This is a genomic window from Litoreibacter arenae DSM 19593, from assembly GCF_000442275.2.
Taxonomy (GTDB): domain Bacteria; phylum Pseudomonadota; class Alphaproteobacteria; order Rhodobacterales; family Rhodobacteraceae; genus Litoreibacter; species Litoreibacter arenae.
In genome coordinates this window covers 830,581-850,409 of sequence record NZ_KE557314.1, presented here as the reverse complement: position 1 = coordinate 850,409, position 19,829 = coordinate 830,581, and the positions used below count along the sequence as shown (strand labels likewise).

Below are 19,829 nucleotides of genomic sequence, written 5' to 3'. Positions count from 1 at the left end.
ATCGCTGTGGCGGAATAGCGGCCTTTTACGTGCTAAGCCAACTGGCCGTGGCAGTGTTTGAACTTTTTGCCCGACCCACAAGGACAGGGCGAATTGCGCCCCGGATTGCCCCAAGTGGCTTGGTCGTTCTCATCGAACCCCGGCGCTGCGACATCTTCATGCTCCGCCTCAAGCTCCTCTACAGGCTGACCGCCGTTTTGTTGCGCCATGAACTGCTGCAAAAGTTGCTTTTGCTCTTCCTCGCTCAGCGGGCGCACCTTCGACAGCTTCTCGGTCACATCCTGCCGCAGGCTGTCGAGCATGCTTTCGAACAGCTGGAAGCTCTCGGTCTTGTATTCGTTCAGCGGATCACGCTGCGCATAGCCGCGGAAGCCAACGACGGAGCGCAGGTGCTCCAGCTTCAGCAGGTGGTCGCGCCACTTGCCGTCGATGGTTTGCAGCAAAAGCTGCTTTTCGATGTTGCGCATCTGCTCGGGACCGAAATCCGCAGCTTTCTTGGCCATGAACTTGTCCGACGCCTCGTAGAGCCGTTCGCGGATGTCGCCATCGTCGACGCCTTCCTCCTCGGCCCACGCGATGACAGGAACGTCGATGCCAAGGGTTTCCATGACGGCCACGTAAAGCCCCTGCGTATCCCACTGGTCGGCATAGCTTTTGGCGGGAATGTGCTGGTCGACCAGATCGTCGATCACCTGATGGCGCATGTCCTGTGCGATCTCGCCGACCTCGTCGGCTTCCATGATCTCCATGCGCTGGCCGAAAATAGCCTTCCGCTGGTCGTTCATAACGTCATCATATTTCAGCAGCTGCTTGCGGATGTCGAAGTTGCGGCCTTCAACCTTCGCCTGCGCCTTTTCCAGCGACTTGTTCACCCAGGGGTGGGCAATGGCTTCACCCTCTTTCATGCCCAGCGTGGACAACATCTTGTCCAGACGCTCCGACCCGAAAATACGCATCAGGTCGTCTTCCAGCGACAGGAAGAAGCTGGAGCGGCCCGGGTCACCTTGGCGGCCGGAGCGGCCACGCAGCTGGTTGTCGATGCGGCGGCTTTCGTGGCGTTCAGTGGCCAGAACGTACAAACCACCAGCGGCTTTCACCTCTTCTTCTGCTTTGACGTGCTCGGCCTCGATACGGGCGCGGATTTCTTCCGGATCGCCGTCGGGGCTGGCTTCCAGCGCGGCCATGATCTTCATGTCGATATTGCCGCCCAGCTTGATGTCAGTCCCGCGACCGGCCATGTTCGTCGCAATCGTTACTGCGCCCAAGGTCCCTGCGTTGCCGACAATCTCGGCCTCTTTTTCGTGCTGACGGGCGTTCAGGACGTTATGAGGCACACCTGCCTGCTGCAAAAGCTGCGACAGGAACTCGGATTTCTCGATAGAGGTGGTGCCGACCAGAACGGGCTGGCCCGTCTCGTGAGCCTTCTTGATTTCCTCAACGATAGCTTCGTATTTTTCCTTGGCCGTGCGGTAGATCGCGTCATGCTCGTCAATACGGGCGATGGGCTTGTTGGTGGGCATTTCCACCACGCCAAGACCGTAGATTTCAGCGAATTCCTCCGCCTCGGTCGCGGCGGTGCCGGTCATACCGGCCAGCTTGTCATAAAGACGGAAGTAGTTCTGGAACGTCACGGAGGCGAGCGTGATGTTTTCCGGCTGGATCGGGCAGCCTTCCTTGGCCTCAATGGCTTGGTGCAAACCGCCGGACAGACGGCGACCCTTCATCATGCGGCCGGTGAATTCATCGACCAGCATGACCTCGTTGTCGCGGACCATGTAGTCCTTGTCCTTGTGGAAAGCCTTATGGGCCTTCAACGCCTCTGTGACGTGGTGCACAAGGGAGGTGCTTTCAGGATCGTAAAGCGATTGTTCTTCGGGCAGCAATTCCATTTCGCGCAAGCGCTGCTCGATGAAATCGTTGCCTTCATCGGTGATGGTGACCACGCGGGTTTTCTCGTCGAGCTTGTAGTGCTCTTCGGTCAGCTCGGGGATCAGCTTGTCTATGGTCAGATACAGGTTGGAGCGGTCGTCGGACGGGCCGGAAATAATGAGCGGCGTCCGCGCCTCGTCGATAAGGATCGAGTCAACTTCATCGACAATCGCGTAGTTATGGCCACGCTGCGCCATTTCGGACAGGTTGGAGCGCATGTTGTCGCGTAGATAGTCGAAGCCCAACTCGTTGTTGGTCGCGTAGGTGATGTCTGCCGCGTAGGCGTCTTTCTTCTCACCGTCGGGCTGCTGCGGGTAGATAACACCCGTAGTCAGACCCAGCGCGCTATAGACCTTGCCCATCCATTCCGCGTCACGCTTGGCGAGGTAGTCGTTCACCGTCACGATATGCACGCCTTTGCCGGACAGCGCGTTCAGATAGGCGGGGAAGGTCGCCACGAGGGTCTTGCCCTCGCCGGTTTTCATCTCCGCGATGTTGCCTTGGTGCAGGAAGATGCCGCCCATCAACTGTGTGTCGAACGCACGCAGACCCAGCGCACGGCGGGCCGCTTCTCGGACGTTGGCGAAGGCTTCGGGGAGCAGCGCGTCCAGCTTTTCGCCAGACTGCGCCCGCATGGCGAGCTGTTCGGTGCGTTGCTTGATTTCGTCGTCGCTCAGCGCCTCGAACTCGGGCTCCAGCGCGTTGATCTTGGCGACCAGCGGGCGGACGGTCTTTACTTTGCGGTCGTTCGGCGTTCCGAACACCTTTTTCGTAATGGTTCCCAAACCGAGCATAATTCCGCGCCTTGTGTGATGGCTGACAAATTCGTGTGTAGGTTCACCTTGCCCCGAAGGCCGTCGCACCATATCTCGACTGCCAAGACAAAGCGCGCCCCAAACCTCTTGGCGATGTAAGGGGCGGCCTTGAGAGTGTCAACGCCGCGCCCCCGTGCGGCCCCTGAGAGGACAGATAATATGGGCAAATTTTCAACACTTCTTCGTGCGACCGGCTTGGCCGTAACCGTCGCGATGCCTGCGCTCGCGCAAGATGCATCGACTGTCATGGCAACCGTGAACGGCACCGACATTACGCTCGGCCACATGATCGCACTGCAAGAGCGCCTGCCTGAACAGTACCAGCAACTTGACGACAAAGTCCTGATGGACGGCATTCTGGAGCAGTTGATCCAGCAAACCGCGCTAAGCCAGGAAATGGAAAAAGACGTCTCCAAGGCTGTCGAATTGAGCCGCGAGAACGAGATGCGGGCCTTCATGGCGGGGGAGCTTCTAGCAAAGGTCGGCACCGCCGATCTGGACCCTTCCGAGGTTGAGGCGGTCTACAAGAAGCGCTACGCCGAAGGTGATCCAGAGATGGAGTATAACGCGGCCCACATCTTGGTGGAGACCGAAGACGAGGCGAAAGCGCTGATAACCGAGCTGGAAGGCGGCGCTGATTTCGCCGAGCTGGCGAAGGAGAAATCCACTGGCCCGACCGGCCCGCGGGGCGGTGATCTGGGTTGGTTCGGCGCTGGCGCGATGGTTCCCGAATTCGAGAACGCAGTGCTGGCTTTGGAAGATGGCGGCGTTTCGGAGCCTGTCCAGACCCAATTCGGCTGGCACGTGGTCAAGCGCGTGGAAAGCCGCATCAAGGAAGCGCCTGAACTGGACGCCGTACGCGACGAGATCGAACGCGAACTGCGCGCGCAAAAGATCGAAGACGAAATCAACCGCCTGACGGACGGCGCCGAAGTCGTCAAAACAGACGTCGAGGTTGATCCCGCCACTATCCGCGATGTAGGCCTGTTGTCGAAGTAACCGGCACATAAGGTTTCGCATCATGGCCAAGATCACCAAAGTCTCCCCTCTTGCACCGAAGGGAGGCTTTCCCAAGCTGCCCGTTATCGACGGTGTCCGGTTTTCGACCGTTGCCGCGGGGGTCAAATATGCTGGCCGAACAGATGTGATGTTGGCGCAAGTGGACGCGGGCAGTGCGGTGGCGGGTGTTTTCACCCGGTCCTCCACCCGCTCCGCGCCCGTGCTGGACTGTCAGGCGAAGCTGGGCCGTGTCGAGGATGACGCCAAGGGGTTCGCGTTTCTGGTGAACTCCGGCAATTCGAACGCCTTTACCGGACGGGTCGGGTTCGAAGCGGTGGAAGCGATCACCAAAGCCGCCGCCGACACGCTGAATATACCTGCATCGCATATCTACACCTGCTCTACCGGCGTGATCGGGGAGCCTTTGCCACACGGCAAGATCACCGACGCGTTGGACCAGCTTTCCGCTGGATTAGAGCCTGATCGCATCGAAGACGCGGCCCGTGCGATTATGACGACGGACACGTTTCCAAAGGGATCAAGTGCGACCTGTGAGATCGGCGGCATAGAGGTCACGGTGGCTGGCATCGCCAAAGGCTCCGGCATGATCGCACCGGACATGGCGACGATGCTGGTGTATATATTCACCGACGCCAAGATCAGTCAGGCGGGCCTGCAAGACATGGTGTCCCGCCAGAACGAAGGCACGTTCAACGCAATAACCGTGGATAGCGACACGTCGACCTCCGACAGCGTGTTGGTCGCGGCAACCGGCACGTCCGGTGCGAATGTTGAAGAGAACGAGACGTTCGAGCGGACCTTGGGCGTCGTGATGAAGGACCTCGCGCATCAAGTGGTGCGCGACGGCGAGGGCGCGACCAAGTTCGTTGAAGTCCGCGTGTCAGGCGCAGCCGACAACGCCGACGCTCGCAAGGTTGGCATGTCGATCGCCAACTCCCCCTTGGTCAAAACGGCGATTGCCGGTGAAGACGCCAACTGGGGCCGCGTGGTTATGGCTGTCGGCAAATCCGGCGCGCAGGCCGACCGCGACACACTTTCCATCTGGTTTGGCGACGTGCTGGTCGCTGAAAACGGCTGGGTCTCACCGACCTATGTAGAGGCCGATGCCGCCGCGCACATGAAGGGTGAGGACCTGTTGATCCGCGTCGATCTGGGCGTGGGAAAAGGGGAAAGCACCGTCTGGACCTGCGACTTGACCCACGGCTACATCGACATCAACGCGGATTATCGTTCGTGAAAACGGTCCTAGTGTCGGCCGTCGCGCTGATTGACGCTGACGGCCGCGTACTTCTGGCGCAACGGCCCGAGGGCAAGTCGATGGCCGGCCTTTGGGAGTTTCCCGGCGGCAAGGTCGAGCCGGGCGAGACGCCGGAGCACGCGCTTATCCGCGAGTTGAAGGAGGAGCTGGGGATCGACACATGGCAAAGTTGCCTTGCCCCCCTGACTTTCGCCAGCCACAGCTATGAGGATTTCCACCTGCTCATGCCGCTGTTCGCCTGCCGCAAGTGGCAGGGCATTCCGCAGCCGCAAGAGGGCCAAAAGCTGGCATGGGCGCGGCCCAACGCGCTGCGAAACTACCCTATGCCGCCTGCGGACATCCCGCTGATCCCGATTTTACGCGACTGGCTCTAGGCTTAGACCTTGCGTCAACTTGAATACAAATTTCTGTTGGCAAATCGGGAAAAGCTGCGCACTATTCGCTCAAGAACTTTGGGGGAAGTTGATATGCTGAAAACCGTGATGATCGGTAGCTGCGTCTCTATTCAGGGCATTTTCGTGAAAGCGCTGGAAAACGGCCTAGTGCGCGTCAAGGTCGACGACCGGATCTTTGACGGACGCCCGGTCGCCACAGACCCGAACTAGAGCCAACCCTTCAAATTGTCGTCAATGATCTGCGACAGCGCATCCACATGCGCTGGTTCGTCGTTGAGGCATGGGATGTAGGTGAACTGCTCGCCGCCCGCTTCCTCGAAGCTTTCCTTGATCTCTTCGTTGATCTCTTCCAGCGTTTCGATGCAGTCGGCTGAGAAAGCCGGTGCGATGACGGCGATCTTTTTCTTTCCGGCCTCAGCCAATCGCGCGACCTCTTCGACGGTGTAGGGCTTTAGCCATTCCTCACGACCAAACACCGACTGGAACGTCGTCGTTATATCCGTGTCGGCCCACCCCAGACGCTCTTTCAGCAGCCGGGTCGTTTTTTGGCATTGGCAGTGATAGGGATCACCCTCCATCAGATAACGAATCGGCATCCCGTGATAGGAGCAGACCAGGATATCTGGGCGCTCGATCCCCTCATAGGCCCGCTCGACCGACTGGGCGAGCGCGTCGATATAGGCGGGATGCTCGAAATAGGCAGGCACCGTGCGCGACGAGGGTTGCCATTTCTCTTCCATCAAAGCGCGGAAGAACTGGTCGTTCGCGGTAGCAGAGGTCGCGCCCGCGTAATGGGGGTAAAGCGGGAAGAACACGATCTTGTCGCAGCCCTTGGCGATCAGCTCCTTGACCTTCGACTTGGTCGACGGGTTGCCGTAGCGCATGCAGAAATCGACCTCGACCTTGTCGCCATATTTGGCCTTTACCAACTCCGCGATGGCGGCGGTCTGCTCCTTGGTGATCGTCAGCAATGGGCTTTCACCCTTATCGTGGTTCCAGATGCTCTTGTAGGCCGCGCCGGATGCGAAGGGCCGCTTGCTCAGGATGATGAGCTGCAACAGGGGCTGCCACTTCCACGATGCGATATCCACAACCCGCTTGTCCGACAGAAATTCGTTCAGGTAGCGGCGCATCGGCCAATAGGTGTAGTTGTCCGGCGTGCCGAGGTTCGCAAGCAGAATGCCCACTTTACCGAACTTTACTTTGGGATGGTCTGCGCCCGCATGTGGCAGGGGTGTCGGGTTCATCATATTCATCTCTCGTTATCCTCGTTCCCCTTAACGGGTTTTGCATCCGGCCCCAACTCTGCCGTGTTCAGGAAATCCGCAAGTCGCGTTTTCGCCGATCCCGGTTGCAGCGGCTTTTGCTGGGTCTCGGAAGGCGCCCAGCCCGTCAGGAAGATCATCTCGAACGTCGCGGACACCCGATCAGGGCCGGAAGCGTGGTGGTCAGAATAAATACGCTCCATTCGCGCGAACAGATCACGCGACGGCGTGGTTTTTTGCCGGTCCGTCAAGGCGTTACCTTCGCCCATCGCGCGTAGGTCCCGAAGCAAGTTCAGCGGCGACCCATAGGAAACCGTGCGCTTCGCGCTGTCTGCGACCGGCAAGGCAAGGCCTGCGCGTTGCAGCAGGCCACCAAGATCGCGGATTTCGCCCATGGGTGCCACACGGGGGGCAAGGCCCCCTGTGAGCGAAACTTCGGCTTCGGACAGGGCGGCGCGCAGCTCGAACAGGGTTTGCCCACCCAGCGCCGCGACCAGCAACAGCCCGTCCGGCTTCAACGCGCGGCGGCTTTGCACAAGCTGGCCGACGGGATCATTCGCCCAGTGCAAGCACATGGCGTGGATCACCAGATCATGCGCGCCGCCCTCCAGCGCAAGCGTGTCGTCATCCGGCACGACTTTCGCGTTCGGAAAGGCATCGCTCCAAAAACCCGCATGACCGGTGACAATCGCAGGCGACGTAAACGTCCTGTTAACGTCGATCAGCCTTTCCTGAACCTCGAACAGCGCCTCCTCGTGCAGGAACGTTACGGCACCCTGTCGCTCGGCTCGTGCGCGATTGCGCAACAGGGCGGCGCGATCTGTCAGAGGGCGCGGTTGGGACACTTGAAACTCCTTGGGCTCAGACGCCGCTACTTAGAGGAATGTTATGAAATTGCAATCCGCGCTCCGGATGATCTACCCGTCACAATGTCTCACCTGCGGCGCGGCGGTGGAGGACGACCTGTCACTATGTGGCGAATGCTGGCGGGAAACGCATTTCATTCACGGGCTGACATGCCGCACCTGCGGCGTGCCGTTGCCGGGCGAGGATCGCTTGGCGGACGTGCAATGCGATGACTGCATGACCATCGCGCGGCCTTGGCATCGGGGGGCCGCTGCGATGATGTATCGCGGCAAAGGTCGGCAAATGGTGCTGCGGCTGAAGCATGGCGACCGCACCGATCTGGCGCGACCGGCGGCGCATTGGATGGCCCGTGTCGCGCCGCCGGTTGCGTCAGACGCGCTCGTCGTGCCGGTCCCGTTACATTGGCTTAGGCAACTCAAGCGGCGATACAACCAGTCAGCGCTGATGGCCAAAATTGTATCGCAGCGGTTGGGGCTGACATATCTGCCCGACGCGCTGCATCGCCCGAAAGCGACGGAGGTTCTGGACGGCAAATCCCGCGATACCCGTTTTGCCGCATTGGATGGCGCAATTCTTCCGCATCCAAAACGGGCGCTCTTGTTACAGGACCGGCCTGTGTTGCTGATCGACGATGTCATGACCTCCGGCGCAACTTTGGCTGCTTGCACTGAGGCCTGTATTTCGGCGGGCGCACGGCAAGTTGACGTTCTGGTCCTAGCGCGGGTGGCGAAAGACGACTAGATAAGCGCCAACACAGCATGACCAAGGACACGACCAGATGGCACAAATCGAAATCTACACCACTTCCACTTGTCGTTACTGCCATGCAGCCAAACGGCTCCTGACCCAGAAGGGTGCTTCATTTGCCGAGACCGACGTGGGGAGGAACCCCGACAAAAAGACCGAGATGATCCAACGCGCGAATGGGCGCAGGACTGTGCCCCAGATTTTCATAAAAGGGGAGCATGTCGGCGGATATGATGACCTCAGCGCACTTGAACGGGCCGGAAAGCTCGACAACTTGCTTGCATGAGAATTGCTCTCCTCCAACTCAACGCGTGCGACGATCCCGCCGCCAACCTGCCTGTAACGTTGAAGCTGGTCGACGAGGCGGTGGCCGACGGGGCGGAATTCGTGTTGACGCCGGAGGTGACAAACTGCGTCTCCACCAGCCGCAGTCAACAGATGAATGTCCTGTCCCATCAGGACGAAGATCCGACTTTAGCCGCGCTGCGGGACGCGGCAGCCAAGCATAGCATCTGGCTGCTGATCGGCTCGCTTGGTCTGAAAACGGACGATCCAGACGGGCGTTTTGCCAACCGTAGTTTCTTGGTTGACCCACAGGGCGACATCGCGGCTTTGTACGATAAGATCCACATGTTCGACGTGCAGATTTCCGAAAGCGAAAGCTACCGCGAAAGCGCGGGCTACCGTCCCGGTGACCGTGCAGTGGTTGCAGATGCCGGATTTGCCAAGGTCGGTTTGACGATCTGCTACGACATGCGGTTTCCGAAGCTCTACCGTGATCTGGCGCAGGCCGGTGCGCAGATCATCACCGTTCCCGCCGCCTTTTCACCCGTCACAGGGCCCGCGCATTGGGAAAGCCTGTTGCGCGCCCGCGCGATTGAGACCGGCTGTTTCGTTATCGCACCCGCGCAAACTGGCGAGCATAAGGCGACCAAGGGAAAATCACGTTCCACACATGGTCATTCCCTCGTTGTCAGCCCGTGGGGCGAAGTAATTCTGGACGCAGGGACCGATCCCGGTATGGTTTGCACCGATATCGACTTGGGCGACGTTGCGAGGGCGCGACAGCGTGTGCCTTCCCTGACCCATGACCGTCCCTATACGCTTTGATTTATGGCAGATGCTCGAAATTCCCTCGCCATTTCGCTGTTTAGCGAGCTGTTCATGGCCGACCAGCTTGCCCGCAACAAGCTGAGCAAGGCACTGCCCAAGGGGATGGAGCTGTCGCATTTCACGCTGCTCAACCACCTGTATCAGTTGAGCGAGCCGCGCACCCCAGCGCAACTTGCCAAGAGTTTCGCCCTGACGCGTGGGGCGTTGAGCAACACGCTGTCAAAGCTGGAATGGGCCGGACATATTCACGTCTCCCCCGACTGGGACGACGCGCGGCGCAAGCAGGTGGTCATCAGTCCTTCGGGCCGACGCGCCAGAGATGCAGCGCTGGATTCGATTGCCCCGATGATCCTAGGCATCATCGACCGCGTCGGCAGCGATCGGGTCCGTGATATGGTCCCCGTGTTGCGCGCATTGCGGAGCCAGCTGTCGGAAGACTAGGCGGGCTTCACGCTTGCGATAACGTAGTTTACCGACAGATCACGATCCGACAGGGACCAACTCCACGCTATCGGGTTGAACACGAAGCCCTTGCGGTCGACGGGGTTCAGGCCCGCTTTCGAGATGAGATCGAAAAGCTCGTCCGGCGTGATGAACTTGGACCACTCATGCGTGCCCTTGGGTAGCCAGCGCATGATGTGCTCGGCCCCGATAATTGCCATGACGAAACTTTTCGGGTTCCGGTTCAGGGTGGAGCACACCATCAACCCGCCGGGTTTCAAAAGCTGTTGGCAGGCGGTCAGATAGGCCAGCGGGTCGGCGACATGCTCGACCACTTCCATATTCAGGACAACGTCGAACTGCTCACCCGCTTCGGCCAGCGCCTCGGCGGTGGTGTGGCGATAGTCGATCTCCAGCCCCGACTGCTTCGCGTGAACCTGCGCCACGGGGATGTTGCCCGCCGCCGCATCCGCGCCGACGACATCAGCACCCAACCGCGCCATGGGTTCCGACAACAGCCCGCCGCCGCATCCGATATCCAAGATACGCAGACCTTTGAACGGCGCTTCCGCGTCCAGATTGCGATCAAACTCCGCAGCGATCTGGTTGGTGATATAGTCCAGACGGCACGGGTTGAGCATATGCAGCGGCTTGAACTTGCCGTTCAGATCCCACCACTCGGCGGCCATGGCCTCGAACTTGGCGATTTCAGCAGGGTCGACTGTGGTGGTGTTCATGTGCAAACTCATCTGTGAATTTCGTCATTTTCGGGCATGGTGCCCGGCGCTTGGCAGACTATATAGGGCGGTATGGACAGATCGTCAGGACAAAACCGCGCGGTGGCGCATCTCTACCCGCCGATTGACCCCTTCGACCAGCGGATGCTGGACGTGGGCGACGGTCACCGGATCTATGTGGAGCAATGCGGCAACCCCAACGGAATCCCGGTCGTGATTTTGCACGGCGGGCCGGGCGGTGGCTGCTCGCCTGCGATGCGGCGCTATTTTGATCCGTCAGCCTATCGCATCGTCTTGTTCGACCAACGCGGGTGCGGGCGTTCCCGCCCTCATGCCAGCGTGGAGGCCAACACCACTTGGCACCTGATCCGCGATATAGAGTTGATCCGCGAACGCCTCAGCATCGACAAGTGGATCGTTTTCGGTGGCAGCTGGGGTGCCACGCTTTCGCTGCTATACGCGCAAAGCCATCCTGACCGCGCGGCGCAACTTGTCTTGCGCGGCGTTTTTCTGATGACGCAGGCCGAGTTGGACTGGTTCTATGGCGGCGGTGCGGGGAAGTTCTTCCCCGAGCAGTGGTCACAGTTTGCCGACCTTGTGCCGACAGACGAACAACACGACATGATCGCCGCCTACCAGCGGCGTCTGTTCTCCGGCGATATACCGCTTGAGACCAAATTTGCGCGGGCCTGGGCTGGCTGGGAAAACGCGCTTGCCGCCCTGACGGTCACGCATCAGGTCGGAAACGCGCCAGCCGATTACGCCAGGGCCTTCGCGCGGCTTGAAAACCACTATTTCATCAACAAGGGCTTTCTCGAAAGCGACGGCCAGATCCTCGCTAATCGCGATGTGATCGAGCATATCCCCACCACAATTGTGCAGGGACGGTACGACATGATCTGTCCGCCTATCTCTGCCTACCGGCTGGCCGATGGTTGGGAAAAAGCCGATCTGCGGATGATCAAAGCCTCCGGCCACGCGCTGTCGGAGCCCTCCATAACCGCCGAGCTTGTGCGCATTATGGACAGCATGCGATTCAGACACGCAGAATTGGGACTCTAAGACACCAAAATCGCGTATTTTTTCTGCTACGGGTTTACAGATCGCGCGAAGCCGCTACGCTCGATCCATTCTGGGAAACTGCTGGGATGTGCACAAGCCTGTGGCTGGACTCATACGGATTATCTTACAACGGCTGCTGTTGGGATTACTCACCCTCTTTGCGGTTTCAATCATCATATTCATAGCTGTTAACGCACTGCCCGGAGATTTTGCGGAATCCATTCTTGGACAAGGGGCAACCGCAGAGGCGGTGAACGCAATCAGGGAACAGCTCGGGCTGAATGAAAGCCCGCTCTCGCGGTATTTCAGCTGGCTATCCGGTGTGTTGCGTGGGGATTTCGGCATCCCGATGTCGCAGGCCTTGTTCCAGTCATTCACCGGCGCAAGCACAGGCGGCGAAGTGGTCACCGTGGTGGACCAGATCGTGCCGCGTTTGAAGAATACGCTTTTCCTCGCAGGTGTCAGCGCCGCGATTTCCGTGCCGCTGGCCGTGACGCTCGGCATTCTGACCGCGCTTTATCGCAATACGGCTTTCGACAAGGCGATGAACGTGTCGACCTTATCCGCAATCTCCAGCCCCGAGTTCTTTCTGGCCTATATTCTGATCCTGTTTCTCGCGGTGCTGAACCCAGTGTTCCCGTCCCTGTCCAACATCTTTCCGGGCATGGAATTCAGCGACCGGCTGAACAAAACCATGCTGCCCGCATTGACCCTGACGCTGGCCGTTACCGCACAGATGATGCGGATGACGCGCGCCGCCATCATCAATCTGCTGGCCTCGCCATACATCGAAATGGCGCGGCTGAAGGGGCTTTCACCCATGCGGGTGATCGTAACCCACGCCCTGCCGAATGCGCTGGCACCGATCATCACAGTTGTTGCATTGAACCTCGCCTATCTGGTTACCGGCGTCGTCGTGGTCGAAGTGGTCTTCGTCTATCCCGGCATCGGCCAGTTGTTCGTGGACAGCGTCAAGATCCGTGACATCCCCGTGGTGCAAGCCTGCTGCCTGATCTTCGCGGCGGTCTATATTCTGCTCAACCTGACGGCGGATATTCTGTCGATCATCTCCAACCCGCGCCTGAGGCATCCGAAATGACCGCCCTGATCTGGATCATCGGAGGTTTGCTCGTGATGCTCGCCATTGCGTGGGGCTTCCGTTCGGCCGCGCAGAAGGCGACCGACAACAAACCCTATTTCCGCGACATGCCGCTTGGCGTTGCGTTTGGGTACGTGCTGGCGACAGCCGCGATCATATTCTCGCTATGGTATTTCTTCCAACCCAAGGACGTGGACGGCGTGCCGCAAGCTGGCGTGATCTTCTTCCGCTGGGCCGTGATGGGCCTGCTGATGGCTGCCGCCGCCGCGTGGGTGTTCCGGACGATCTTCCGCAATGTCGGGACAGAGGGCAGCAAAAAGCTGTTCCGCTCCATGCCGCTGACAGCCGCGTTTGGGGTCATGATCATCATTGCCTATGCGATTGTGTCGATCTTCGCCGGCTTCATTGCGCCTTACGGGCAGGAGGAGATTCTGGCGAATGCAAATATCGTCGCGGGCGGTGATCCGGCGCTGGGGGGCAACCCGGAATTCCCGCTTGGCACCGACCAAATCGGCCGCGACATTCTCAGCCGCTTGATCTACGGCGCTCAGAACACAGTTGGCATTGCCTTCATCACCACCTGTCTGGCGTTCCTGCTCGGCGGCACGCTTGGCTTTCTTGCGGCCACTTTGGGCGGTTGGCTGGATCAGCTTCTGTCGCGCATGGTCGATGCCATGATGGCCATCCCCGCACTGATCTTTGCGCTGCTGCTGATGACCATCGCAACGGCGTGGGCAGGCAGTGAGGCGTGGCTGGTTACCATCTACATGATCCTCATCATCGCGCTTATCGACAGCACCCGCGTGTTTCGCCTGTCTCGCGCGGTCGGGCAGAACATCGTGGTGATGGATTACATCGAGGCCGCAAAGTTGCGCGGGGAGGGACTCGGCTACCTGATCTTCCGCGAAATGTTGCCCAATGCGCTGGCACCTTTGCTGGCCGAATTCGGGCTTCGCTTCTGTTTTGTGTTCCTGACCATCGCGTCGCTCAGCTTCCTTGGCGTGGGCATCCAGCCACCCAAAGCCGATTGGGGCACCATGGTGCGCGACCTGTCGCAATTCATCAACTTCGCCTCCTTCGCGCCGAACGTCGCAATCACTCCGTTATTGGCGGCGGGCGCTATCGCGTTGCTGACCGTCGCCGTAAACTTCGTCGTCGACTGGATGCTACACAAATCCTCGGGGTTGAAAGAATGAGCGACGTGCTGCTGAAAATTCGCGATCTGAAGATCGAAGGCCGCTCGGACGAGACGTGGAACCCGATTATCAACGGCGTCAGCCTCGACCTGAAAAAGGGCGAGGTTCTTGGAATGATCGGCGAATCCGGTGCGGGCAAGTCCACCGTGGGCCTTGCCGCCATGGGCTATACTCGTGACGGAGTGCGGATCAGTAACGGTACGATTGAATTTGACGGAATTGATCTGGTGCGGGCGTCGGCAGCGGTGAAGCGTGGGCTTTTGGGCAAGCGCATCGCCTATGTCGCGCAATCGGCGGCTGCCAGTTTCAACCCCGCCCACAAGCTGATGGATCAACACACCGAAGGGCCGGTTCAACACGGCGTCGCAAGCCGCAAGGAAAGCGAGGCGGACGGGATCGAGCTTTATCGCCGCCTGCGCCTGCCCAACCCCGAAGAAATCGGCTTCCGGTATCCGCATCAGGTCTCCGGCGGGCAGCTGCAACGGGCGATGACGGCGATGGCAATGGCCTGCCGCCCCGACCTGATTATCTTCGACGAGCCGACCACGGCGCTGGATGTGACGACCCAGATCGAGGTGCTGGCCTCCATTCGTGATATCGTCGAGCAGTTCAACACCTCCGCGATCTATATCACGCACGATCTGGCCGTGGTCGCGCAGATGGCGGACAAGATCAAAGTGCTGCTGAAAGGCGACGAGGTCGAAGAGGCGGACACCCGCACCATGCTGTCCGCGCCGAAGGAAGAATATACCAAATCCCTTTGGGCCGTGCGCAGCTTCGAGCGCCCCACGAAACCCGCGATCAACGTGAGCGCCACCCCGGTCGTCAGTATCCAGAACGTGACCGCCGCTTATGGCACCGTGGATGTCCTGCACGATGTCAGCTTTGACATTCACGCCGGTCGCACGGTGGCGGTTGTGGGCGAGTCCGGCTCCGGAAAGTCGACCACCGCACGCTGCATCACCGGCCTTTTGCCGCCGCGTATCGGGCATATCGAATTTGACGGCACGCCGCTGCCGCTTAGCTACAAGCAGCGCAACAAGGACCAGCTGCGTCAGGCGCAGATGATTTACCAGATGGCAGATACGGCCCTGAACCCGCGCAAGAGCATCGGGGAAACCATCGGGCGGCCTGTCGAATTCTACATGGGACTAAAAGGCCGCGAGAAGCGCAAGCGCGTTGAGGAATTGTTGGCCGAGATCGAGCTAGAGCCGACGGAATACTTCAACCGGCTTCCGTCCGAGCTGTCTGGCGGCCAAAAGCAACGTATTGGCATCGCGCGGGCTTTGGCGGCGGAGCCTAAGTTTATTATCTGCGACGAGGTGACGTCGGCGCTGGACCAACTGGTGGCCGAAGGCATACTGCGCTTGCTTGCAAAGTTACAGGATGAGCTGGGCCTCAGCTATATGTTCATCACCCACGATCTGGCTACCGTGCGGTCCATCGCGGACGAGGTGATCGTGATGAAGGAAGGCGAAGTGGTGGAACAGGGGCCAAAGAAGGAAATGTTCACGCCGCCGCACCACCCCTACACCGACCTTCTGCTGTCTTCGGTGCCGGAAATGGACCCGGACTGGCTGGACAATCTTCTGCGCGAACGTGGAGTTGATAACCTCGGCGACGCCGCTGTTGATAAGATGTAAAACGAATCGCCTCTTGGGGAGGTGGATATAACTGCGGATCAACCGCACTAACGATAACCAACTGGGAGACCACTCATGTCACAAATTTCAAGACGCAGCCTGCTCAAGACGGGCGTTGCTGCGGGCGTTCTGTCGGCGACGGGCTTGCCGCTGCGAGCCCAAGCCAAGAGGGGCGGCCGCCTGCGGATGGGCCTCAACGGGGCCAATACCTCTGATAGCTGGGACGCACGGACCCATTCCGACGCCTTCATGATCAACTGTTGTCATGGTTGCGTTTTCGACTGCCTGACCGAAGTGGGCCCCGACGGCCAGTTGCGCGGGGAGCTTGCAGAAAGCTGGGAAGCCAGCCCCGACGCCAAAGTCTGGACCTTCAAGCTGCGCCAGGGTGTGACCTTCCATAACGGCAAAGCGTTCGGCGCCGACGACGTGCTGGAATCGCTGGCGATGCACACCGCCGAAGGCGCGAAATCGGCGGCACAGCCGATCGTGTCGGCTATTAGCGAGATGAAAAAAATTAACGAGCACGAAGTCGAGTTGACTTTGGAAGCAGGCAATGCCGACTTCCCGTTCCTGCTGTCTGACTACCATATCGTGATGTTCCCGGCAGGCCAGGTCGACGAAGCCATCGCCAAAGGTATTGGCACCGGCTTGTATGAGGCCGTCTCCTTCGACCCCGGCGTGCGTTTCGTCGGCAAGCGCGTTGCCAGCCACTACAAGGACGGCTCTGCCGGTTGGTTCGACGAGATCGAATACATCGCAATCAACGACACATCTGCCCGCATGAACGCGTTGATGACGGGTCAGGTCGACGCCGTGAACCGCATCGACTTCAAAACCGAGCCGCTGATGCGCGCCAACCCTCGCATCACGATTTTCGAAGTGACGGGCAACCAGCACTACACGTTGCCGATGCTGTCCAATGTAGCACCGTTCGATAATCTCGACGTGCGTCTGGCGTTGAAACACGCGGTTGATCGTCAGGAACTGGTGGACAAGATCTTGCAAGGCCACGGCGCAGTCGCCAACGACCATCCGATTGGCCCGGCAAACCAATACTACGCCGCCGATCTTCCGCAGATCGAGTATGATCCCGACAAGGTGAAATTCCACCTCGACAAGTCCGGTATCGGGGAATTGAACGTCGATCTTCACATCGCGAACGCTGCGTTCAACGGGGCGATCGACGCGGGGCAGCTTTATCAGTCGTCAGCGAAGAAACTCGGCATCAACATCAATGTCGTGCAGGAACCCGATGACGGCTACTGGTCGAACGTCTGGCTCAAGAAGCCTTGGTGCGCCAGCTACTACTCGGGCCGCGCCACGGAGGACTGGATGTTCGCAACCGCCTATGAGGCGGGTGTGCCGTGGAACGAAAGCAACTGGGACGATCCGCGCTTCCAGGAACTGCTTTATGCGGGTCGCAAGGAACTCGACAGCGACAAACGCCGCGTGATTTATCACGAGATGCAGGAAATCCTGTCGACCCGCGGGTCCACCGTCATTCCGATGTACGCCAACTACGTGGACGCGGCGTCGTCTGCGCTGGCGCATGGGGAGAACATCGGGAACAACTTCCAGATGGACGGCTCCCGCATGGCGGAACGCTGGTGGTTCGCGTAAGCGACTCCATCTGACAAAAGAAAACGCCCCGTCCATTTGGCGGGGCGTTTTTTGTTGGTTAAACTGTTGCCGCGCGCTCCGTGCGCTCCGCATCGCGTTTCTTCCAAGTGCGGTTCATCACGACATACATGACGGCAACGCCACACAGAAACGCGCCGCCACCGACAGAGGCAACTACGCCAAGGCTACTAAAGTCCATTTTCGTTCTCCTTCCGAATTGACTGGAGAAAGGGTTAATTTCGGAATGGGGCAGATTTTGGACGGGTTTACGGCCCTTCGCAGAACCCTCTTCAAACAAAACTTGCAGACTCACCCGCCTTCCCCTATATCCCCCTCAACAGCGGCGCGCTGGTCTCCACCCCAACGCTCCACCGGGAAACATCAACGGGCCGCGCGCCCGTTTTTTTGTGCCTCTAAGGAAACTATGTCTGATCTGATCGCCAAAGCCGCCATCGACCGCCGTCTGGCCGAGATTGCCCAACCCGTTATCGAGGGTCTGGGCTACGAGCTCGTGCGGATGCGTCTGCTTGGTGGCAAAACCGATACCGTGCAAGTTATGGCCGAAAAGCCCGAGGGCGGCATTGAGGTCGACGACTGTGCGACGATTTCTACTGCCTTGTCCGCGGTCTTCGATGTCGAAGACCCGATTGCCGGCGAATACAGCCTTGAGGTTTCCAGCCCCGGCATCGACCGTCCGCTAACCCGTCTGAAAGATTTCGAGATGTGGGAAGGCTATGAGGCGAAAATTGAAACCGAAGAACTGATCGACGGCCGCCGCCGCTTCAAGGGGCAGTTGGCAGGTGTCGAAGGTGACGAGGTTCTGATCACGATTGAAGAAGGCACAATCGGCCTGAAATTCGAATGGCTCACCGACGCCAAACTGGTGCTGACCGACGAGCTGATCCGCGATGTTCTGAAAAACCGCAAAGACGCGGGCGATATTGACGAAACCCAATTCGACGAAGTGCAACAAATCGTCGATGGTGAAGGAGACTCCTAAATGGCAATTACCTCAGCCAACCAGCTGGAACTGCTGCAAACCGCCGAGGCCGTGGCCCGCGAGAAAATGATCGACCCGGAACTGGTTGTCGAAGCGATGGAAGAATCGCTCGCCCGTGCCGCCAAGTCGCGCTACGGCGCTGAGCTGGACATCCGCGTTTCCATCGACCGCAAGACGGGTAAAGCGACCTTTACCCGCGTGCGCACCGTTGTGGCTGACGACGAGATTGAGAACGACCGCGCCGAGTTGAATGTCGAGGACGCCAAGGATTATCTGGACGATCCCAAGATTGGCGACACAATCGTTGACGAAGTGCCCCCGGTTGAAATGGGCCGCATCGCCGCGCAATCCGCCAAGCAGGTTATCTTGCAAAAGGTCCGCGAAGCGGAGCGTGATCGTCAGTACGAAGAATTCAAAGACCGCGTCGGCACGATCATCAACGGTCAGGTCAAGCGCGAGGAATACGGCAACGTCATCGTCGACATTGGCCGTGGCGAAGCGATCCTGCGCCGCAACGAAAAGATCGGCCGCGAAAGCTACCGTCCGAACGACCGCATCCGCGTCTACATCAAGGATGTGCGCCGCGAAGTGCGTGGCCCGCAGATTTTCCTGTCGCGCACCGATCCTCAGTTCATGGCGGAACTGTTCAAGATGGAAGTGCCGGAAATCTATGATGGCATCATCGAGATCAAGGCCGTGGCTCGTGACCCGGGCTCGCGCGCCAAGATCGCCGTGATTTCGCACGATAGCTCCATCGACCCAGTCGGTGCCTGCGTCGGTATGCGCGGCTCCCGCGTTCAGGCCGTCGTGAACGAGCTTCAGGGCGAGAAGATCGACATCATCCCATGGAACGAAGACCAGCCGACCTTCCTTGTGAACGCGCTTCAGCCTGCCGAAGTCTCCAAGGTTGTTCTGGATGAAGAAGCCGAGCGTATCGAAGTCGTGGTTCCCGAAGAGCAGCTGTCGCTGGCGATTGGCCGTCGCGGCCAGAACGTGCGTCTTGCGTCGCAACTGACCGGCCTCGATATCGACATCATGACCGAGGAAGAGGAATCCGCGCGTCGTCAGGCTGAATTCGAAGTGCGCACCAAGCTGTTCATGGAAACGCTGGACCTCGACGAATTCTTCGCACAACTGCTGGTGTCCGAAGGTTTCACCTCGCTGGAAGAAGTCGCCTATGTCGAAGTGGACGAGCTGCTGGTCATCGACGGTGTTGACGACGACACCGCGTCGGAGCTGCAAGCCCGTGCCCGCGACTATCTGGAAGCACAGGCCAAGAAAGCCCTGGAAACAGCCCGCGAGCTGGGTGCGCAAGATAGCCTCATTGAATTTGAAGGCCTGACACCCCAAATGGTGGAAGCGCTGGCCAAGGACGATGTGAAAACGCTGGAAGACTTTGCAACCTGCGCTGACTGGGAACTGGCCGGTGGCTGGACCACGGTGAATGGCGAACGGTCCAAAGACGACGGGGTTCTGGAGCCTTTCGACGTCTCGCTTGAGGAAGCGCAGAATATGGTCATGACCGCTCGCATCCAGCTTGGTTGGGTTGATCCCGCCGATCTGGCCTCGGACGACGAGGAAGAAGGCGAAGCCGCAACCGAGGAGGCCGGGGCCTGATCTCA

At 59.3% G+C, this 19,829-nt stretch carries 20 protein-coding genes; 15 read left to right on the top strand and 5 right to left on the bottom strand.

Annotation, left to right across the window (positions count from 1 at the left end; translation table 11 throughout):
* Window positions 1-32 precede the first annotated feature (32 nt).
* On the bottom strand, window positions 33-2,723 hold the full coding sequence (gene secA / locus THALAR_RS16465; RefSeq protein WP_021102732.1) for a preprotein translocase subunit SecA: 2,691 nt from the start codon (window positions 2,721-2,723) through the stop codon (window positions 33-35).
* 180 nt (window positions 2,724-2,903) lie between these two features.
* Here secA and THALAR_RS16460 point away from each other — a divergent pair, with 180 nt between their 5' ends.
* From THALAR_RS16460 to THALAR_RS18640, 4 genes are all read left to right on the top strand, one after another.
* A complete protein-coding gene (locus tag THALAR_RS16460; protein ID WP_021102731.1) occupies window positions 2,904-3,743 on the top strand; it encodes a foldase protein PrsA in 840 nt (279 codons plus the stop codon).
* A gap of 22 nt (window positions 3,744-3,765) precedes the next feature.
* Window positions 3,766-5,001, top strand: a complete 1,236-nt coding sequence (gene argJ / locus THALAR_RS16455; RefSeq protein ID WP_021102730.1) for a bifunctional glutamate N-acetyltransferase/amino-acid acetyltransferase ArgJ — start codon at window positions 3,766-3,768, stop codon at window positions 4,999-5,001.
* The gene (gene mutT / locus THALAR_RS16450; protein ID WP_040819112.1) at window positions 4,998-5,396 is read left to right on the top strand and encodes an 8-oxo-dGTP diphosphatase MutT; all 399 of its coding nucleotides are present in this window, start codon (window positions 4,998-5,000) and stop codon (window positions 5,394-5,396) included. Before argJ ends, mutT begins: the two co-directional genes overlap by 4 nt.
* Before the next feature lie 93 nt (window positions 5,397-5,489).
* Window positions 5,490-5,627, top strand: coding sequence for a hypothetical protein (locus tag THALAR_RS18640; RefSeq protein WP_021102728.1), 138 nt, complete (start codon window positions 5,490-5,492; stop codon window positions 5,625-5,627).
* Here the strand turns inward: THALAR_RS18640 and hemH are convergent.
* Both hemH and THALAR_RS16440 read right to left on the bottom strand, forming a co-directional pair.
* Window positions 5,624-6,667 carry a ferrochelatase gene (gene hemH, locus THALAR_RS16445; RefSeq protein WP_051153831.1) on the bottom strand — a complete coding sequence of 348 codons (1,044 nt, stop codon included), beginning with the start codon at window positions 6,665-6,667 and terminating at the stop codon, window positions 5,624-5,626. The two genes, THALAR_RS18640 and hemH, sit on opposite strands and share 4 nt — an antisense overlap.
* Window positions 6,668-6,669: 2 nt before the next feature.
* Window positions 6,670-7,527: a methyltransferase domain-containing protein gene (locus tag THALAR_RS16440; protein WP_021102726.1), complete on the bottom strand. Its 858-nt coding sequence runs from the start codon at window positions 7,525-7,527 to the stop codon at window positions 6,670-6,672.
* A 43-nt stretch (window positions 7,528-7,570) separates the two neighbouring features.
* Between THALAR_RS16440 and THALAR_RS16435 the strand changes: the two genes are divergently transcribed.
* Genes THALAR_RS16435 through THALAR_RS16420 form a run of 4 tightly spaced genes read left to right on the top strand, consistent with a single transcriptional unit; the run spans window position 7,571 to window position 9,850 of the window.
* Complete coding sequence (locus tag THALAR_RS16435; RefSeq protein WP_021102725.1) at window positions 7,571-8,290, top strand: ComF family protein; 720 nt, start codon at window positions 7,571-7,573, stop codon at window positions 8,288-8,290.
* 37 nt (window positions 8,291-8,327) lie between these two features.
* Window positions 8,328-8,582: a glutaredoxin 3 gene (gene grxC, locus THALAR_RS16430; RefSeq protein ID WP_021102724.1), complete on the top strand. Its 255-nt coding sequence runs from the start codon at window positions 8,328-8,330 to the stop codon at window positions 8,580-8,582.
* Complete coding sequence (locus THALAR_RS16425; protein ID WP_021102723.1) at window positions 8,579-9,406, top strand: carbon-nitrogen hydrolase family protein; 828 nt, start codon at window positions 8,579-8,581, stop codon at window positions 9,404-9,406. Before grxC ends, THALAR_RS16425 begins: the two co-directional genes overlap by 4 nt.
* A 3-nt stretch (window positions 9,407-9,409) precedes the next feature.
* Window positions 9,410-9,850, top strand: coding sequence for a MarR family winged helix-turn-helix transcriptional regulator (locus THALAR_RS16420; protein WP_040819109.1), 441 nt, complete (start codon window positions 9,410-9,412; stop codon window positions 9,848-9,850).
* On the opposite strand, the gene ubiG is transcribed toward THALAR_RS16420, so the two are convergent.
* The gene (gene ubiG, locus THALAR_RS16415; RefSeq protein WP_040819106.1) at window positions 9,847-10,587 is read right to left on the bottom strand and encodes a bifunctional 2-polyprenyl-6-hydroxyphenol methylase/3-demethylubiquinol 3-O-methyltransferase UbiG; all 741 of its coding nucleotides are present in this window, start codon (window positions 10,585-10,587) and stop codon (window positions 9,847-9,849) included. The genes THALAR_RS16420 and ubiG overlap by 4 nt on opposite strands.
* A gap of 72 nt (window positions 10,588-10,659) precedes the next feature.
* On the opposite strand from ubiG, the gene pip reads away from it, so the two are divergent.
* From pip to THALAR_RS16390, 5 genes are all read left to right on the top strand, one after another.
* On the top strand, window positions 10,660-11,649 hold the full coding sequence (gene pip, locus THALAR_RS16410; protein ID WP_021102720.1) for a prolyl aminopeptidase: 990 nt from the start codon (window positions 10,660-10,662) through the stop codon (window positions 11,647-11,649).
* 100 nt (window positions 11,650-11,749) lie between these two features.
* Window positions 11,750-12,748, top strand: a complete 999-nt coding sequence (locus THALAR_RS16405) for an ABC transporter permease (RefSeq protein ID WP_040819100.1) — start codon at window positions 11,750-11,752, stop codon at window positions 12,746-12,748.
* The gene (locus THALAR_RS16400; RefSeq protein ID WP_021102718.1) at window positions 12,745-13,944 is read left to right on the top strand and encodes an ABC transporter permease; all 1,200 of its coding nucleotides are present in this window, start codon (window positions 12,745-12,747) and stop codon (window positions 13,942-13,944) included. The genes THALAR_RS16405 and THALAR_RS16400 overlap by 4 nt, the downstream gene beginning before the upstream one ends.
* Complete coding sequence (locus THALAR_RS16395) at window positions 13,941-15,587, top strand: ABC transporter ATP-binding protein (protein ID WP_040819098.1); 1,647 nt, start codon at window positions 13,941-13,943, stop codon at window positions 15,585-15,587. Before THALAR_RS16400 ends, THALAR_RS16395 begins: the two co-directional genes overlap by 4 nt.
* A gap of 75 nt (window positions 15,588-15,662) precedes the next feature.
* The gene (locus THALAR_RS16390) at window positions 15,663-17,207 is read left to right on the top strand and encodes an ABC transporter substrate-binding protein (RefSeq protein WP_040819092.1); all 1,545 of its coding nucleotides are present in this window, start codon (window positions 15,663-15,665) and stop codon (window positions 17,205-17,207) included.
* 58 nt (window positions 17,208-17,265) lie between these two features.
* On the opposite strand, the gene THALAR_RS18500 is transcribed toward THALAR_RS16390, so the two are convergent.
* Window positions 17,266-17,406 (bottom strand): hypothetical protein, encoded by a 141-nt coding sequence (locus THALAR_RS18500; RefSeq protein WP_021102714.1) that lies wholly within the window; start codon window positions 17,404-17,406, stop codon window positions 17,266-17,268.
* 225 nt (window positions 17,407-17,631) lie between these two features.
* On the opposite strand from THALAR_RS18500, the gene rimP reads away from it, so the two are divergent.
* Together rimP and nusA are read left to right on the top strand one after the other, a co-directional pair.
* A complete protein-coding gene (gene rimP, locus THALAR_RS16385; protein ID WP_021102713.1) occupies window positions 17,632-18,207 on the top strand; it encodes a ribosome maturation factor RimP in 576 nt (191 codons plus the stop codon).
* The gene (gene nusA / locus THALAR_RS16380) at window positions 18,208-19,824 is read left to right on the top strand and encodes a transcription termination factor NusA (protein WP_021102712.1); all 1,617 of its coding nucleotides are present in this window, start codon (window positions 18,208-18,210) and stop codon (window positions 19,822-19,824) included.
* The last annotated feature ends 5 nt before the right edge of the window (window positions 19,825-19,829 follow it).

Excerpts from the sequence above, each read along its gene's own strand:
- THALAR_RS16420 (WP_040819109.1), top strand. The coding sequence starts at position 9,410 with ATGGCAGATGCTCGAAATTCCCTCGCCATTTCGCTGTTTAGCGAGCTG.
- THALAR_RS16425 (WP_021102723.1), top strand. The coding sequence starts at position 8,579 with ATGAGAATTGCTCTCCTCCAACTCAACGCGTGCGACGATCCCGCCGCC.
- secA (WP_021102732.1), bottom strand. The coding sequence starts at position 2,723 with ATGCTCGGTTTGGGAACCATTACGAAAAAGGTGTTCGGAACGCCGAAC.
- THALAR_RS16395 (WP_040819098.1), top strand. The coding sequence starts at position 13,941 with ATGAGCGACGTGCTGCTGAAAATTCGCGATCTGAAGATCGAAGGCCGC.
- THALAR_RS16435 (WP_021102725.1), top strand. The coding sequence starts at position 7,571 with ATGAAATTGCAATCCGCGCTCCGGATGATCTACCCGTCACAATGTCTC.
- THALAR_RS18500 (WP_021102714.1), bottom strand. The coding sequence starts at position 17,406 with ATGGACTTTAGTAGCCTTGGCGTAGTTGCCTCTGTCGGTGGCGGCGCG.
- THALAR_RS16460 (WP_021102731.1), top strand. The coding sequence starts at position 2,904 with ATGGGCAAATTTTCAACACTTCTTCGTGCGACCGGCTTGGCCGTAACC.
- hemH (WP_051153831.1), bottom strand. The coding sequence starts at position 6,667 with ATGATGAACCCGACACCCCTGCCACATGCGGGCGCAGACCATCCCAAA.
- pip (WP_021102720.1), top strand. The coding sequence starts at position 10,660 with ATGGACAGATCGTCAGGACAAAACCGCGCGGTGGCGCATCTCTACCCG.
- rimP (WP_021102713.1), top strand. The coding sequence starts at position 17,632 with ATGTCTGATCTGATCGCCAAAGCCGCCATCGACCGCCGTCTGGCCGAG.
- THALAR_RS16400 (WP_021102718.1), top strand. The coding sequence starts at position 12,745 with ATGACCGCCCTGATCTGGATCATCGGAGGTTTGCTCGTGATGCTCGCC.
- ubiG (WP_040819106.1), bottom strand. The coding sequence starts at position 10,587 with ATGAACACCACCACAGTCGACCCTGCTGAAATCGCCAAGTTCGAGGCC.
- THALAR_RS18640 (WP_021102728.1), top strand. The coding sequence starts at position 5,490 with ATGCTGAAAACCGTGATGATCGGTAGCTGCGTCTCTATTCAGGGCATT.
- nusA (WP_021102712.1), top strand. The coding sequence starts at position 18,208 with ATGGCAATTACCTCAGCCAACCAGCTGGAACTGCTGCAAACCGCCGAG.
- THALAR_RS16390 (WP_040819092.1), top strand. The coding sequence starts at position 15,663 with ATGTCACAAATTTCAAGACGCAGCCTGCTCAAGACGGGCGTTGCTGCG.
- grxC (WP_021102724.1), top strand. The coding sequence starts at position 8,328 with ATGGCACAAATCGAAATCTACACCACTTCCACTTGTCGTTACTGCCAT.
- argJ (WP_021102730.1), top strand. The coding sequence starts at position 3,766 with ATGGCCAAGATCACCAAAGTCTCCCCTCTTGCACCGAAGGGAGGCTTT.